The 14,749-nt window shown below is 38.8% G+C and carries 17 protein-coding genes; 8 read left to right on the top strand and 9 right to left on the bottom strand.

The annotated features are described in order from the left end of the window. Positions 1-16 precede the first annotated feature (16 nt). Positions 17-610 (top strand): thioredoxin family protein, encoded by a 594-nt coding sequence (locus RI557_RS07245; RefSeq protein ID WP_310682998.1) that lies wholly within the window; start codon positions 17-19, stop codon positions 608-610. Here RI557_RS07245 and RI557_RS07250 read toward each other — a convergent pair. Next, a complete protein-coding gene (locus tag RI557_RS07250) occupies positions 607-789 on the bottom strand; it encodes a hypothetical protein (RefSeq protein WP_310683000.1) in 183 nt (60 codons plus the stop codon). The genes RI557_RS07245 and RI557_RS07250 overlap by 4 nt on opposite strands. Before the next feature lie 101 nt (positions 790-890). Between RI557_RS07250 and RI557_RS07255 the strand changes: the two genes are divergently transcribed. Next, positions 891-1,952 (top strand): nucleoid-associated protein, encoded by a 1,062-nt coding sequence (locus RI557_RS07255; RefSeq protein ID WP_310683002.1) that lies wholly within the window; start codon positions 891-893, stop codon positions 1,950-1,952. A 141-nt stretch (positions 1,953-2,093) separates the two neighbouring features. Next, positions 2,094-2,549, top strand: coding sequence for a hypothetical protein (locus tag RI557_RS07260; RefSeq protein ID WP_310667967.1), 456 nt, complete (start codon positions 2,094-2,096; stop codon positions 2,547-2,549). A 51-nt stretch (positions 2,550-2,600) separates the two neighbouring features. Here the strand turns inward: RI557_RS07260 and RI557_RS07265 are convergent, their stop codons facing one another. Beyond that, positions 2,601-4,130 carry a hypothetical protein gene (locus RI557_RS07265; protein ID WP_310667968.1) on the bottom strand — a complete coding sequence of 510 codons (1,530 nt, stop codon included), beginning with the start codon at positions 4,128-4,130 and terminating at the stop codon, positions 2,601-2,603. 430 nt (positions 4,131-4,560) lie between these two features. Between RI557_RS07265 and rpiB the strand changes: the two genes are divergently transcribed. The 3 genes from rpiB to RI557_RS07280 are packed head-to-tail and all read left to right on the top strand — an operon-like array spanning position 4,561 to position 5,982. Further along, entirely contained in the window at positions 4,561-4,998 is a 438-nt protein-coding gene (gene rpiB, locus RI557_RS07270; RefSeq protein ID WP_310667969.1) for a ribose 5-phosphate isomerase B, read from the top strand. A 14-nt stretch (positions 4,999-5,012) separates the two neighbouring features. Beyond that, positions 5,013-5,351: a TraR/DksA C4-type zinc finger protein gene (locus RI557_RS07275; RefSeq protein WP_310667970.1), complete on the top strand. Its 339-nt coding sequence runs from the start codon at positions 5,013-5,015 to the stop codon at positions 5,349-5,351. After that, positions 5,335-5,982, top strand: a complete 648-nt coding sequence (locus RI557_RS07280) for a class I SAM-dependent methyltransferase (RefSeq protein ID WP_310683004.1) — start codon at positions 5,335-5,337, stop codon at positions 5,980-5,982. The genes RI557_RS07275 and RI557_RS07280 overlap by 17 nt, the downstream gene beginning before the upstream one ends. Here RI557_RS07280 and RI557_RS07285 read toward each other — a convergent pair. The 7 genes from RI557_RS07285 to hemB all read right to left on the bottom strand — a co-directional run bounded on the left by RI557_RS07285 (position 5,979) and on the right by hemB (position 13,514). Next, positions 5,979-7,526, bottom strand: a complete 1,548-nt coding sequence (locus RI557_RS07285; protein ID WP_310683006.1) for a SulP family inorganic anion transporter — start codon at positions 7,524-7,526, stop codon at positions 5,979-5,981. The two genes, RI557_RS07280 and RI557_RS07285, sit on opposite strands and share 4 nt — an antisense overlap. A gap of 87 nt (positions 7,527-7,613) precedes the next feature. Beyond that, complete coding sequence (locus RI557_RS07290) at positions 7,614-8,780, bottom strand: hypothetical protein (protein ID WP_310667973.1); 1,167 nt, start codon at positions 8,778-8,780, stop codon at positions 7,614-7,616. Beyond that, the gene (locus RI557_RS07295) at positions 8,773-9,549 is read right to left on the bottom strand and encodes a hypothetical protein (RefSeq protein WP_310667974.1); all 777 of its coding nucleotides are present in this window, start codon (positions 9,547-9,549) and stop codon (positions 8,773-8,775) included. Before RI557_RS07295 ends, RI557_RS07290 begins: the two co-directional genes overlap by 8 nt. A 125-nt stretch (positions 9,550-9,674) precedes the next feature. Then, the gene (locus tag RI557_RS07300; RefSeq protein ID WP_310667975.1) at positions 9,675-10,982 is read right to left on the bottom strand and encodes a deoxyribodipyrimidine photo-lyase; all 1,308 of its coding nucleotides are present in this window, start codon (positions 10,980-10,982) and stop codon (positions 9,675-9,677) included. A gap of 2 nt (positions 10,983-10,984) precedes the next feature. Continuing rightward, entirely contained in the window at positions 10,985-11,638 is a 654-nt protein-coding gene (locus tag RI557_RS07305; protein ID WP_310667976.1) for a flavin reductase family protein, read from the bottom strand. A gap of 1 nt (position 11,639) precedes the next feature. Further along, the gene (locus tag RI557_RS07310; protein ID WP_310667977.1) at positions 11,640-12,329 is read right to left on the bottom strand and encodes an SDR family oxidoreductase; all 690 of its coding nucleotides are present in this window, start codon (positions 12,327-12,329) and stop codon (positions 11,640-11,642) included. Positions 12,330-12,521: 192 nt separating this feature from the next. Then, entirely contained in the window at positions 12,522-13,514 is a 993-nt protein-coding gene (hemB, locus tag RI557_RS07315) for a porphobilinogen synthase (RefSeq protein ID WP_310683008.1), read from the bottom strand. Positions 13,515-13,576: 62 nt separating this feature from the next. On the opposite strand from hemB, the gene lgt reads away from it, so the two are divergent. Both lgt and RI557_RS07325 read left to right on the top strand, forming a co-directional pair. Then, entirely contained in the window at positions 13,577-14,398 is an 822-nt protein-coding gene (gene lgt / locus RI557_RS07320; RefSeq protein WP_310683010.1) for a prolipoprotein diacylglyceryl transferase, read from the top strand. Beyond that, the coding region (locus RI557_RS07325) for an FAD-binding protein (RefSeq protein WP_310683012.1) at positions 14,399-14,749 on the top strand (351 nt) is incomplete at its 3' end. It abuts the gene before it with no gap.

Raw genomic sequence — 14,749 nt, forward strand, 5'->3', positions numbered from 1 at the left:
CCCAAAATAAAGAAACATGAAAAAAGCACCTTTCGGATCTGAATATTTTGAAAACGCATACACATTTAAAGCTTACAATGATCTTATTGAATCGCTTTTAGAGGAAAACAAAACTACCGGCCTCAATCAAAGTGAAGCGATGATCAACTACACTCAAATGAACCAAAAACGCATGAAACGCTGGTTTAAAACCCTAAAGTTGAGTGAAGAAATAAAGGGATTGAATATTGATGGTCAGAACCAAAAGTGGCTCATCATTACTGAAGGCTGGTGTGGCGATGCAGCACACAATATTCCGGCAATTGAATTAATAGCTCGTGAATTAGGTATTGAAACGCGCTACGTATTAAGAGATGAAAATCCTGAAATAATCGATGCCTATCTTACGAATGGTGGTAGAGCAATACCAAAGCTGATTGCAGTAGATAGCGATTACAACGAATTATTCACCTGGGGTCCGCGACCTAAAGAATGCCAGGAACTCTACCTTTCACTCAAAGAAAACGGATCTGACTGGAACGTAATTCTCGAAAAGATTCAAAAGTGGTACAATACCAATAAGAGTGAAATGCTCCAGCAGGAATTTATTCAGTTACTCAAAGCAATTTAAGCTGACTTACCTGAAGATTTAGAGAAAAAATAAGCGCCAAAACCTCCACCAACAAGTGTTAAGATAAAAGTAATTAACGTTATTAGGTTTGGTCCCATTTCCAATAAAAAACCAATGTTAAATGGTACTATAAGAGTAATTAACCAAATAACGAGACCTATCATTTTATTCTTCTTCATTGTGCGCTTGTTTTTAATCCGGGGTTCAAAAATAAAAATCCATTTTTCAACAACACGAAGAACTTATTGATTTTTGCCCCACATTTGCTAAAAATAAAATTATGGTAGTTTTTTCTGAAGCTGAATTACTGAAGTGTATTGTCCATAAAGTGGGCAATAAATCGAGAAATGAGTCGCTTTTCACTAGTGAAAGACAGCTCGAATTAAACGAAGAAATTCTCGACTCACTCCACAAATATTTCTTTAAACCATTCAGAAAACAACAGGATTTCTACAAATTCACTCATAATTCTGGTGAGACGTCTCGAAATGATCTCTTTCATTATTGCGAAATGTTATTTCACGATCAATCAAAGTTTGAGGAGATATCCATGCATATTGCCCGTCATTTATTTGAACAGGGAACACATCCACAAATTAAAACTGGAGAATGCTGCGTGGCTTACTTCGATAACATGGTAATTGAAGGTGAACCGGTTGAAGCTGTTGGAATTTTTAAGAATGAAAGTAAAGACCAGTTTTTAAAGATTGTTGATGGTCACAGCCAAATCAACTTAAAAACAGATGAAGGAATCAATACTAACAAACTCGATAAAGGTTGTATAGTCTTTAACACAGAAAAAGATTCAGGATTCAGATTGCTCACAATTGATGCTAATGCTTACGATACACAGTACTGGAATGAGAAATTTTTACAGGTGATTCCTGATGCTACAGACAGCTTCTATACTGCTAAAACTTTTGAAATGGTGAATTCATTTGCAAATGAAGTAGTAAATGAAGAAGAAGCTCCACAAGAGCGAATTAAAATGCTCGACAGAACGGTTAAGTACTTTGAGGAAAAAGAAAAGTTTGATGTTGACGATTTTGTAGATGAAGTCATACAAACAGATGCTTACAAAGAGCAATTCAAAGACTACAAACAAAAGTTCCAGGAAGATAATCACTTTGAACCTCGTGAAGAAGAATCTTTTCAAATAGACGAGAAGCGAGTAAAAGAATCCAAAAAGCAAATCAAGAGTACAATTAAGCTCGATGGTCAGATCCAGATCAAATTAAATTTCAACAACGAATCGCAGGTTGATCACTATCTGGAACGCGGATTTGACAATGAAAAACAGATGAATTTTTACAAGGTTTACTTCAGGGAAGAGAAGCACTAAAACAACCGTTTCACCCGTTATACGTCTTAGATGTAAAGCGTATTTAATTCACTGTAAAGAAATTATGTTGCTTGCTTAAAAAGTTTTTCCTAAATTGTGAAAGGAAAACTTCAAGTTTAATCGTTCTAAAACATATTGATTATGGCTACTTCAGAAACATCTCTTCACACAGAGCAAGAAAGCCTGTCGTTGTGGAATTTTTCCACCGCAGGGGTGATTGCCGGTTTAGTAGCCGGTGTTCTCAACAACCTATGGATAATGATTTATCCATTGGCAACCAGTTATAAAGTACCAGGAGGAATTGATACTATGTCAGTAACAATCTTCTCCTTCTTCCCCATGTTAGTAGCTGGTATCGTTTATTATCTAATTTGCTTGTCGGGATTCAAAAAAGGAACCAAAATTTACCTGATAGCTGGAGGTATTTTCTTATTAATGAGTTTTTACTTCCCTCTATTTCCTGAAACCATAGGATTTATCTTCCCAGAAGGTGTACCTAAAGGTTTCGCAGCATTGACCATCCCTATGCACATTTTTGCAGGGGTAATGGCGTTGATTTTAATACCAAAGTTTGTGAAAGCAAATCACGGTAAGTAGTAACATTAAAAAAATTAATAAAGCCGCAAAGATTAAATCCTGCGGCTTTTTTTATTGCTTAATTTTTCTGCCGTCAATACGAACGTTTTGTCCGCCTTCATATTCATTCGTCAGGATCAAAATCCCATCTCTATTGAATCGCTTCCAAACACCCTCTTTCAATCCGGCCTGGTATTTTCCCTGGAGCATCTTTTTTCCGTTATCGTAATAATAAGTGTGCTTGCCATCAGGTAATCCATCAATGAATGAACCTTCAAAAGCGAGTTCCTCAGTATCTAAGTAATAATGCTTCCATTCTCCGTAACGCATTCCTTCAATGAATTTTCCAACCTCTTTGTACTTGCCACTTATTATTGTCCACTCTCCATCTTCTAATCCATTGATATAATAACCTTTAACAACAACATTTCCTTCTTCATCGTATTCCAATATTTCACCATCTTCTTTACCGTTTCTAAAATACTCTTCTCTTAGAATATCACCATCTTCATAATACCATTTCCACATACCATGAGGCTTTCCACCAGCTAAGTAAGTACCTTGCTGCTCTAAACTTCCATCTTTGAAATAGAATTTCCATTTTTTGTATCGTGCTCCGTCAAGGTATTCACCCTCAGCACGTAATTCTCCTGTTTGGTAATATTCTTTCCAGGGACCTTGTTTCAATCCTTCTTCATCGATTATTCCTTCTCCCAACAGATTTCCTTTATCGTATATTTTACCAGATATAACCTGGCCAGAATCATTGAATTTCTTCCAAACGCCATGCGGTTTTCCATTGAGGTAAGTTCTTTCCCATTCGACCTGTGCATTGTCGTGAAATGTTTGTTTAACTTCAACATTCATCAATTCCTCAGCATTTTTAACAACTTCTCCGTTGACGTATTTAGTCGTTGATAGAAGTTCACCATTTCTGTCATATTCACGGAAATAGCCATTTTTTAACCCATTTACATAGCGACCTTCCAGTTGCTTAACCTTTTTCGTTTCTTCGATATCATCATGGTAAGTAATCCAAAGTCCTGTTTTCTTCTTTTTGGGATTGTAACGGTTAATTTCAAACCGATCCTGCAAAAAGCCTTTTTCGTATTTTAAAATGGCAATTACTCTTCCGTCCTTACTGTATTCGTAAGCTTCGCCTTCAACTTTACCATCAACAAATTTTTTCTCGTACTGCTTATTTCTTCTTTCAGGGAAGTAAAATGTAGCCCACCCCTGTTTAACATCATCATCGTAGCGAATTTTAGATACGAGTAATCCTTCTTCATTGTAGTTATACGTGTATCCGTTACGTTTTCCGGCCGTGTAATTGATTTCTTGCTCAAGGGCTCCATCCTCACGATAAAAGCGCCACAAACTATCTAATTTGAAGTTCTTCCTGTTTCCTTTTGATTTGAGATTGCCGTTAGGGTAGTAGGTTTTCCAGTATCCATTAGGTTTGCCATTTTTAAAATAGCCTTCGCTGGAAATAATTCCGTTATCATATCGAAATACAGTGTAACCTGTTGAATCGGTTTCCTGGCTCTGACCGATATGAAAAAACAAGAAAGCAACGATTCCTAAAAAAACTCTTTTTAACATTCTGTAGGTTTATTCTAATTCTTCTTTAAAAATATAAGATGTTACTATTAGTCTGTTGAAAGTGTTTAAAAATAAAACGCAATTTACTTTGAATTGTGTGTTTTCAATACTTCATAACAGTGTATTCACAACTCGTAAATATCTAAATTACTACAAATGAAATCAAACGAGGGTTTTTAACAATATGTTAGCAACGTTTAATGGTTAAATAAATTTTTGGTCAGAGCCTGTTTTACCTATTGAAGAAATGTCAGGAGATCATCAGAAACTAATCGTGTAAAAATTTTTTAGTGTGGTCATTTATATCAATTCGAATTTAAAGTGACATTTGCAAATAATAAGTTTGAACCACTATCAACCGATATTAACAATGAGTTTAAACAATTTGTTAAGAACCCTGCAAGAATTATAAAATCAGTAAATTAGTGTTATGAAGATAGCGATTGGCAGTGATCACGCGGGTTTTTACCTCAAAGAGTCACTTAAAAAGTACATTGAATCGATGGGGAATAAGGTTACAGACTTTGGTCCTGAAACAGATGTGAGAACGGACTATCCTGATTATGCTCATCCGGTTGCTGAAGCAGTTCAAAAAGGAGAGTTTGATTTGGCTGTTTTGATATGCGGAAGTGGAAATGGTATCAATATGTCGGCCAACAAGCATCAGGGTATTCGAGCTGCTTTGTGTTGGGAACCTGAGCTTGCTGCATTGGCTCGTCAACACAACAATGCTAACATACTATCACTCCCTGCCAGGTTTATTGAAGAACAAACAGCTAAAGATTGTGTGAAAGCTTTTTTGACCAATCAGTTTGAAGGTGGACGACACGCAACCAGAGTGGAAAAAATTGCTCCGGGATCTGACTAAAAATCTTTTTTCTAATGAATAGGGATCAAAAATCACAAATCGAAAAAGCAATACGTGACAAGCTGGAAAAGGTAACCAATGATATTGCAATGCTCAAAGAGCAAACTAAACCAATATCTCCTGATAATGCGTATGGTCGCGTATCGCGAATGGATGCCATCAACAACAAAAGCGTTGCTGAAGCGAATTTGCGCCAGGCTGAAAACACGATTAAACGATTGAATATTGCACTCGATCATTTGAAAAGTGATGATTTTGGAAAATGTATCAGCTGTGGATCTGAAATAAATCCAAAAAGGCTGATGATTATGCCTGAATCGCGTAAATGTATTCGCTGTGCATCGAGAGGTTAGAGCTCAATGTAAGCTTTGTGATCAATGGTCAGATCGCAAGGTAGCAGGCCCTTTCAACCGTACCTATTATCGCTGTGAAAATTGCGAATTGATTTTTGTAGATCCTGCAGATTTCATCTCTGAGAAGGAAGAATTGAGACGTTATGATTTACACGAAAACAATCCTGATGATGAAGGATATAAATCGTTTTTAAAAAAAGCAGTTGTACCGGCTTTGCCCTATTTAAACGATGAGATGCTGGGATTGGATTATGGATCTGGTCTCAATAAAGTGCTTTCGCTACTATTAAAAGAAAAGGGAATAAAGTGTGATAATTTCGATTATTACTATCATCCAAAGTTAGAAGATAAAAAATACGATTTCATTTTCTCTACCGAAACATTTGAGCATTTCACTGATCCTAAAAAAGAGATAGACACACTTGATAATCTATTAGCCACCGGTGGTTTCTTAATCATAATGACCAAAACATGGATAAGCGAAGAACGCTTTGAAAAATGGCACTATGCCAGAGATTATACCCATGTTTCCTTCTTTAACGTAGAAACATTTCATTACATAGCTGAAAAATGGGAATACCGTATTCTTGAAAATATCAGGAATACGGTATTCATTCTTCAAAAGAATTAAACAGTTGGTTGAGCTTTATCAGAAACAACCTTATATCGAGGATCTTCAAAATAATTCACCTCAACAATAGCTTTTGCATTATCCAGTAAACGCAGGCAATCTTTACTCAAGTGACGTAAGTGTACCTTTTTACCGGCTTTAGCGTATCGCTCAGTGATTTTATTCAGAGCCTCAATAGCTGAGTGATCAGCAACACGAGACTCAGCAAAATCGATAATAATGTGTTCAGGATCGTTTTGAACATCAAATTTATCGTTGAAAACTGCTGTAGATCCAAAGAATAACGGACCGTAAATTTCGTAGTGTTTGTACCCGTTTTCATCAATATGTTTGCGAGCTCTAATGCGCTTCGCGTTTTCCCAGGCAAAAGCAAGAGCAGAAATCACTACACCGATTAACACCGCCACTGCCAGGTTGTGGAAGACTATTGTAACACCGGCTACGAGCACCATTACAATAACATCAGTGATAGGGACCTTTCTAAAAATGCGCAAACTCGTCCACTCAAATGTACCAATAGCGACCATGAACATCAATCCGGCCAATGCGGCTAATGGCACTTGCTCAATCAAACCGGATCCGAATAGAATAAAAATCAACAAACTGATGGCAGCAACAATTCCCGATAATCTGAATTTACCTCCAGAACTCACGTTGATAATACTTTGACCGATCATAGCGCAACCGCCCATTCCGCCAAAAAATCCATTCACGAGATTCGCGACTCCCTGTCCGATAGCTTCTTTATTACCAGACCCGCGCGTTTCAGTCATTTCATCAATAACCGAAAGTGTGAGCAAACTCTCTATCAATCCAACGAGAGCCATAATTATAGAGTAAGGAAGAACTATTTGAATAGTTTCAAAATTCAGCGGTACTGAAGGAAGGTGAAATTCCGGGAATCCGCCAGAAATAGAAGCGATATCGCCAACTGTACGCGTATCAATATTGAAATAAATAACAATAGCTGAAACTACTAATATAGCTGCGAGAGAAGAAGGAAATGCTTTAGTGAGTTTTGGTAGAAAGTGAATAATAGCCATGGTCAGAACCGCAAACCCTATCATAATCCAAAGTGGAGTTCCCTGTAGCCATGAAGCTTCACCGGCCTCAGGAATAGTCTTAAAGTGACCGAATTGAGAAGTGAAAATAATAACAGCTAATCCATTCAAAAACCCAAAAATAACGGGGTGTGGAACAAGCCTTATAAACTTCCCCAGCTTGAATAAACCGATGATAATTTGAATGACACCCATTAACACAACTGCGGTAAATAAATATTCAACCCCATGGCGAGCAACCAGGCTCACAACAACAACTGCGATAGCTCCAGTAGCACCGGAAATCATTCCCGGTCTACCACCAATAATGGAAGTAATCAATCCAATAATAAAAGCAGTATACAGGCCTATGAGCGGATTTACATTCGCGATAATGGAAAACGCTACTGCTTCAGGAACTAGCGCAAGAGCAACAGTAAATCCGGAAAGTATTTCATTTTTTGGATTAAAACCCTTGGTTTTCAATTGTTCAATAAAAGTCATACTTAATAAAAATGCATGTTAATAAGTGCGCAAAAATGAAGTCGCGAAAGTACAATTTATGCTACCAGTAAAAAGGGTTGAATGTTATTAAAATGAGAAATACTTGCTCAGCTCTTCCTGTATATTTGGATTCACAAGAATCGCGAGAGTAATAGAGATCAACAAACCAATAATCGCGAAGAAAGCATCTCTCAATACTAACCTGATTGTATCTATTGATTTACGCCCGGTAGAACTGTGTTTACTGAATTGCATTGCAATTTCTCTACCGCCAAGAAGACCGAGGAAAACCCAGGTTGTACTCATCGGGATGGTACTCATTTCCTTGAAAAAGAATAGAATAATAGCATAAACAAGATCGATGATTGATGCAGCTCTAACATCAGTTACCTGTGATTTTTCCTTGACAATTTGCTGGATTTTATCCCCCTTAAGATAAAAGAGAAGTCCCAATCCAAAGAAGATAAAACCGGTAAAGAAGATAAACCCCCAAATACTCAAACTTCTATCGAGGAAAACAGCAATATTAGCGGCATCTTGCATAATCCAAACCGACCATAAGGCACCACTAATAATCCATTGAGCTACACGCCACAAAGGATGTGGTTTTCCTTTCAGCATCTTGTTGACTATTTTACCTAGAACCAGCCAAACAAGAATAGCCATTGCAAAGGAGACAAAGTAACCGAGCAAACTCTTTTGCGTAACACTTATAATACCAGATGCGCTGCCACTAAAGGCAGAAAGTAAAAGGAAAGTCGTAGATACAGGCATCCTTAGCCTGGTGATGATAAGGAGGATTAAAGGAGCAGCTAATTGTAAGAAGTGGAATTCTGTAGGCGCTTCAGAAAAACCTTTTGAGGATAATCGTTGGTAGGAAACATCGCCATCGTAAACGATCCAACTGAATAATACAGTTGCTATAAAAATACCCCCTATGTACAGCCACAGCTGCCACCAGGGCCTATCTTCGTTACTGGCTATAAAGGTTCCTATCGTTTGAATGGAATCATTGGCAATTGCCGAATAAGCAGCAAATGTAAAACCTACCCACATCGCGATGCGAGGGTATGGATAAAAGATGGCAGCTAAAATGATGAAAAGTACGATAAGCCTAAAAAACAAACGCTCTTTGAAGAAGAACATCCGCAATATGCGGTAACGTTTACGACCGATCAATGCCGAGGTGAAGTTGTAATTTAGGCCATTATCAACCTTTTCTTCTTCTTTTTGCTTTTCCTTCTTTTTAGACATCGTAATTTTTAAATCCGCCTATTTTATTGTTCTTGATTTTAGTATCAATGTATTCTCTAACAAGATTGATTCTGATATAACCTCTGCTCACAATGAGGAAGAAAATGGGTGAAATAACGTGAATTGTAAATTCTTGTAATGTAAAAGGAAAAGCACCACCTGTTTCTAAACCATAGAAAAACAGTGCAAATGGATTGATAACAGAAGTGTTAGCTATCCATCCTGACGCAAAAAATAAAAGCATGATCAAAATGGATAAAAACAAGGTTCCTGAAAATTCAACTTCTCTAAATACGTATCTTATTATGTAGTAAATGTAGTAAATGATGGCTACGATAATCCCGTTTGCAAATCCTGTAACCCATGGACTTTCAATGGAGTATCGAATAGTGTTGAAATGATAAACCTCCCCGATGTTTGATAAACAACATTCGTTGAGCATGAGGAAAATTTGCACGGCAAAATAAGCACCGAGCAACTGAAAAGGAATGTGGAGTAACCTCCTCCAGGAAAAGCCACTTTCAAATAGTTTGATCAATGTTATTAACGGAATAACATCAACTATATATCTGAAACTTGGTGTAAACATAGCAGCTAAAAAGCCCAAACCAACATAAAAGCTGAGCTCAGCATAGCTGATATCATATTCGGGCGATATGAATCGATAAATGAAAATTAGGAATAATAGAGAAAACAGGAATGACGCGAATAGCTCACCACCAAAATGGGAAATGGTCATTAATTTCTCGTACCTCTTTTTACTCGTCATCTTTAATGGGTGTTAGCCCGTTTATTTGCGGGCAAAGATAGCGGAGCAAAAAGCACTTCATGAAATTAATGAATTGCTCAACATCAAATTTAACACAGGGTTAATATTTCATGAAGAGAACGGAATCACTTTAAAGTGGCCTTGTAGGTTTCTAAAGCCCGCTCACGGGCAAATTTATGCTCTACAATTCGTTTTTGCTGATAGTCGAGCTCCTGGAATTCGGGAACCCATTTTTTGATGTATTTGAGATCAGGATCAAACTTTTTGGTTTGCAACTCGGGATTGAAAACCCTGAAATACGGAGCGGCATCACATCCGCTTCCCGCTGCCCATTGCCAGCCGCCATTGTTTGAAGCTAACTCATAGTCTATTAATTTTTTAGCAAAATACTGTTCGCCCCAGGTCCAATGTACAAGGAGATGTTTTGTTAAAAAGCTGGCTACGATCATGCGTACTCTGTTGTGCATGAATCCGGTTTCGTTCAACTCGCGCATTCCGGCATCAACAATTGGATATCCGGTTTCTCCTTTGCACCACGTTTCAAATTCCTCTTCGTTATTTCGCCAGTTAATTTTATCGTATTCTGGCCGGAAAGAGGTTGTAACGATTTGCGGATTGAAATGAAGAATCATTTGGTAAAAATCTCGCCAAATGAGCTCATTGAGCCATGATCCGCTCAATTCTTTTCCTCTTTTTGCCATTTTGCGGATGCTGACTGTTCCAAACCGCAAATGAACACTCAATCGAGATGTTCCACGAACTGATGGAATATCTCTTTTTTCACTGTAGTTTTTGAGTAACTCATCATCAACTCTGCTCGATGGAATGTGGTCAGCTTTCCGTTCGAAACCCATTTCTTTCAACGAAGGCATATCCAATGGCTCTGACCGATACAACTTATCTAAATTTTTACTGGACCAGTAAGCATCGAATTCATCACCCTTTAACGTGTTGAACCACATCCTTTTATAAGGACTGAAAACCGAGTACCAACCACCATCTTTCTTGACAACCTCATCTTTTTCAAAGATCACATGATCCTTAAAAGTCTTGAAATCAACACCTTTTTCGAGACACATTTTTTTGATTTCCACATCTCTCTCTTTGGCGTAAGGATCGTAATCGCGATTTGTGTAAACAGCTTCAACGTTGTATTCAGAGAGGATTTCAGGAAAAATCTCTTCTGGCGTTCCGTATTTCACCAGGAGTGTACCGCCATTATTTTCATAAGTGGCTTTGACATCACTGAGCGCATCGTGGATAAAGGTAACACGCCTATCAGCCCTGTCTTTCAAATCGTCCAGGATATTGCGATCAAAAATGAAAAGAGGAAGCACATTTTCTTTTTCGGTCAGAGCCCGGTATAAGCCGTGATTATCGTCAGTTCGCAAATCCCTGCGGTGCCAAAAAATGGTGATTTTATCTTTGCTCATGATCAAAAGAGATCTTTAGGAAGGTGAGTCGTTTTTTGATCTGGTTTAGCGTAGTTGAGTCTGCCCAATTTTTGTACGCTGTAATAAGCATCTAAATCGCTGTTAGCAATGACATTTGCCTTTGTGAGGTCGATAAAACCATCTTTTTTGATGATGTCATTCGGTAATCTCACTTCGCTGACAGCTCCAACTATCAAAATAGTATTATTGACCTTAATAATTTGCTCTTCCGCAAATTCGAGTCCGATTTGAATTAGAGATTCTTTGACGTAAGGGGCTTTGTTGCTTCCGTATTCAGCAGTTAAACCAACTTTTTCAAACTCATTTTCATCTCCTTCATATTTAGCAGCTGTTTGATGCGCTTTTTCGTAAAATGCTTCGCTCACATGATTAATCGTAAAGTGCTTCGTGTTTCTGATATTCTCGAGAGTATCGCGTCTCACGGAGTGTGGTCTGAACAAAACGCCCATGTAAGGCGGATTGGAACCCACGTGAACGAGCTGACTAAAAATAGCGAGGTTTTCCACCCCGTTTTCGCTTATGGATCCGACCAATGGAGCACTTTTAAAGCCGATTAATCCATTGAAAAAATGAGCTCTGTACCGAGATGGAAATTCTTCAAAATCCGCCTTTGTAAAAGTTGATTGTTTAGTCATGTTAAATTTTTACGCTTCCCATACCGCCATCTACCCCAATTACCTGACCAGTAATCCAGGAAGACTTATCAGATAATAAAAATGCAGCCATATCGGCCAATTCATCAGGTGTACCAACTCGCTTGAGCGGATGACGTTCATTTGATGATTCGCGCTTTTTATCATTGTTGAGTAGTTTTCCAGCCATCGGAGTGTCAGTAAGTGATGGAGCAATGACATTAGCCCTGATTTTTGGAGCGTATTCTGCTGCAATAGATTTTGCCAATCCTTCAATTCCGCTCTTTGCAACGGCAACACTCGCATGAAATGGCATCCCGAGTTTTGAAGCAACCGTAGAGAAAAACACCAAACTTCCTTTACCGGCTTTCAACTGATCGAGAACCTGCTGCGTTAATTTTATAGCTCCCAGCACATTGATTTCAAAATCATTTTGAAAATCATCAACTTTCAATCTGTGAAAAGGTTTTAGGTTTATACTTCCCGGACAGTATGCCATTCCGTGCAATTCATCAGGTAAACCACTTATTTCAAAATCTTTTGTGACATCAATTTCGAGATGATACACATTTTCAATTCCGTCTAAATTGTCGCTTGTTCTAGAAGCGACATATACTGTATGTCCTTCACCTGCTAGTTTTTTGGTCAAAGCCAAACCAATTCCCGAACTTCCGCCTGCTACTAAGTAATTCATAATCGTATGTTCTTTCCAACAAGAACAAGATATTTAGGAATTAGTTTTTAAAAAGAAGAAATTATTCTAGCTTAATTTTAGAACAAATGACTAAGTGAAGTTAGTACATTTTAGTTAAGAAAAACGCCCAAAAACTTAATTATGACATTTCTTAGTTAAGGAAAAGCCCAAAAAGCTTAACTAAGCAATTCCTTATTTAACCAATTCGCAATAATCTTTAGCTAAGTAAGAGATGATGACATCAGCTCCAGCACGTTTGATGCTCAAAAGCATTTCGGGCATTGCGGTGTTGTAATCGAGCCAGCCTTTTTCACAGGCGGCTTTCAACATAGCAATTTCACCACTCACATTGTAAGCAGCGATTGGCAAATCGTAGTTTGATTTTAACATGTGAATGATGTCCAGATAAAAAGTTGCCGGCTTTACCATCATGAAGTCAGCTCCTTCCATGTAATCGAGATCTGCTTCGAGGAGTGCCTCCCGCTTGTTAGCCGGGTCCATCTGATACGTCTTTTTGTCTTTGGGAATGTCTTTTGAACTCTCTTTTGGAGCAGAATCTAATGCATCGCGAAACGGACCGTAAAAAGCACTTGCATACTTTGCTGTGTAAGACATAATGGATACATCTTCAAACCCTTCTTCATCCAATGCATTGCGAATGGCTTCAACACGGCCGTCCATCATATCGCTGGGACCAATAATATCAGCTCCGGCTCTCGCCTGTTCAATAGCCATTTTCGCCAAAACGATATTTGTTTCATCGTTGACGATTTTTCCATCTTTTACGATTCCGTCATGACCGTCAGAGCTGTATGGATCGAGCGCTACATCGGTGATGATATTGATTTCCGGGAAGTGCTTTTTCAGGGTTCTGAAAGCGGACAAATAAAAGTTATCGGGATCGTAGCTGTAGCTGCCAATTTCGTCTTTGAGTTCTTCTTCAACTTTTGGGAAAAACATAAAGTTGCGCAACCCCAGCTTCATGCACTCTTCAACCTCTTTCACCAACAAATCAACACTCCAGCGGTAATTACCCTGCAATGAAGAAATTTCCTGTTTCTGGTTTTCTCCATCTACGATAAACATTGGGTAAACAAGATTATCGGCTGTGAGGCGTGTTTCGCGCATCATTGCTCTTACCGCTTCGTTCTTTCTGTTTCTTCTGGGTCTGCGTGTCATCGTCATAAAGCTCAATCTCTTTTTGATAAACTATCTTTGTTCGTTCAAAATTATATCAATTAACGGGTATGCAGCACCTCGCTTACATAATTTGGGATTTTGATCCCCGTTTGTTTCCCTCACTATTTGAATCCATAGGCATTGAGCCGCGCTGGTATGGCGTGCTTTTCGCAACGGGATTTTTACTGGGTTTCAACCTCATGAAAAAAATGTTGAAGCACGAAAACTATCCTGAAGAATGGATGGATTCTCTGCTCATTTATGTCATGGTCGGAACCATAATAGGTGCCCGCCTGGGACACGTCTTCTTTTACGATTGGGCGTATTACTCCCAGCACCCCGGTGAAATTCTCATGACATGGAAAGGCGGACTTGCAAGTCACGGAGCAGTTGTGGGAAATATCACGGCAATTTGGCTGTGGTCAAAATACAAAGCGAAAATGCCTGTTTTGTGGTCGCTCGACAGAGTTGTGATTACCATTGCTTTGGCGGGATCGCTGATCAGATTAGGGAACTTTCTCAACTCTGAGATTATCGGTGAACCGGCCGATGTACCATGGGCAGTTATTTTCACCCGCATTGATATGGTTCCGCGTCACCCAACTCAAATCTACGAATCCATCGGTTATTTGCTGATTTTCCTGTTTCTTCATCAATCGTATTGGAAAAAGAAAAAAGGGCAGTTCAAAGGCTGGATTTTTGGCTGGTTCCTTATGTTGATTTTCGGTTTCCGTTTTGCTATCGAGTTTTTCAAGGAAAACCAGGTGGCTTTTGAAGACGGGATGAGCCTGAATATGGGCCAATGGCTCAGTATTCCGCTCGTATTTATCGGGGCGTACTTCGTTTGGAAGAGCTCTGACCGAAAAATTGAACCTAAAGAGGCGGAATAAGTGCACAAAACGGTTGACATACTCGTTTCTCCGCAAGAGGCGAGCAGCGATGAGCTAATCAAAATGGCGCTCGAGAAAAAGCTGAACTCAAAGGATTTTAAATGGAAGTTGCTCAAGCGCTCGATTGATGCTCGCGGAGAAAATCCAAAATTCAGGTTGCGCTGTGAGATCACAGATGAAGGGCATTTTCAAAAGCAATTTCAAACACAGTTTGAATACCAGGATGTTTCACGGTCAGAGCCAGTCGTGGTCATCGGTTCAGGTCCGGCCGGGTTGTTTGCATCGCTGAGGTTGATCGAACTGGGCTACAAGCCAATCGTGCTAGAGCGCGGAAAAGATGTGAAGTTGCGC

The organism is Salibacter sp. (assembly GCF_031581065.1).
Taxonomy (GTDB): Bacteria; Bacteroidota; Bacteroidia; order Flavobacteriales_G; family Salibacteraceae; genus Salibacter.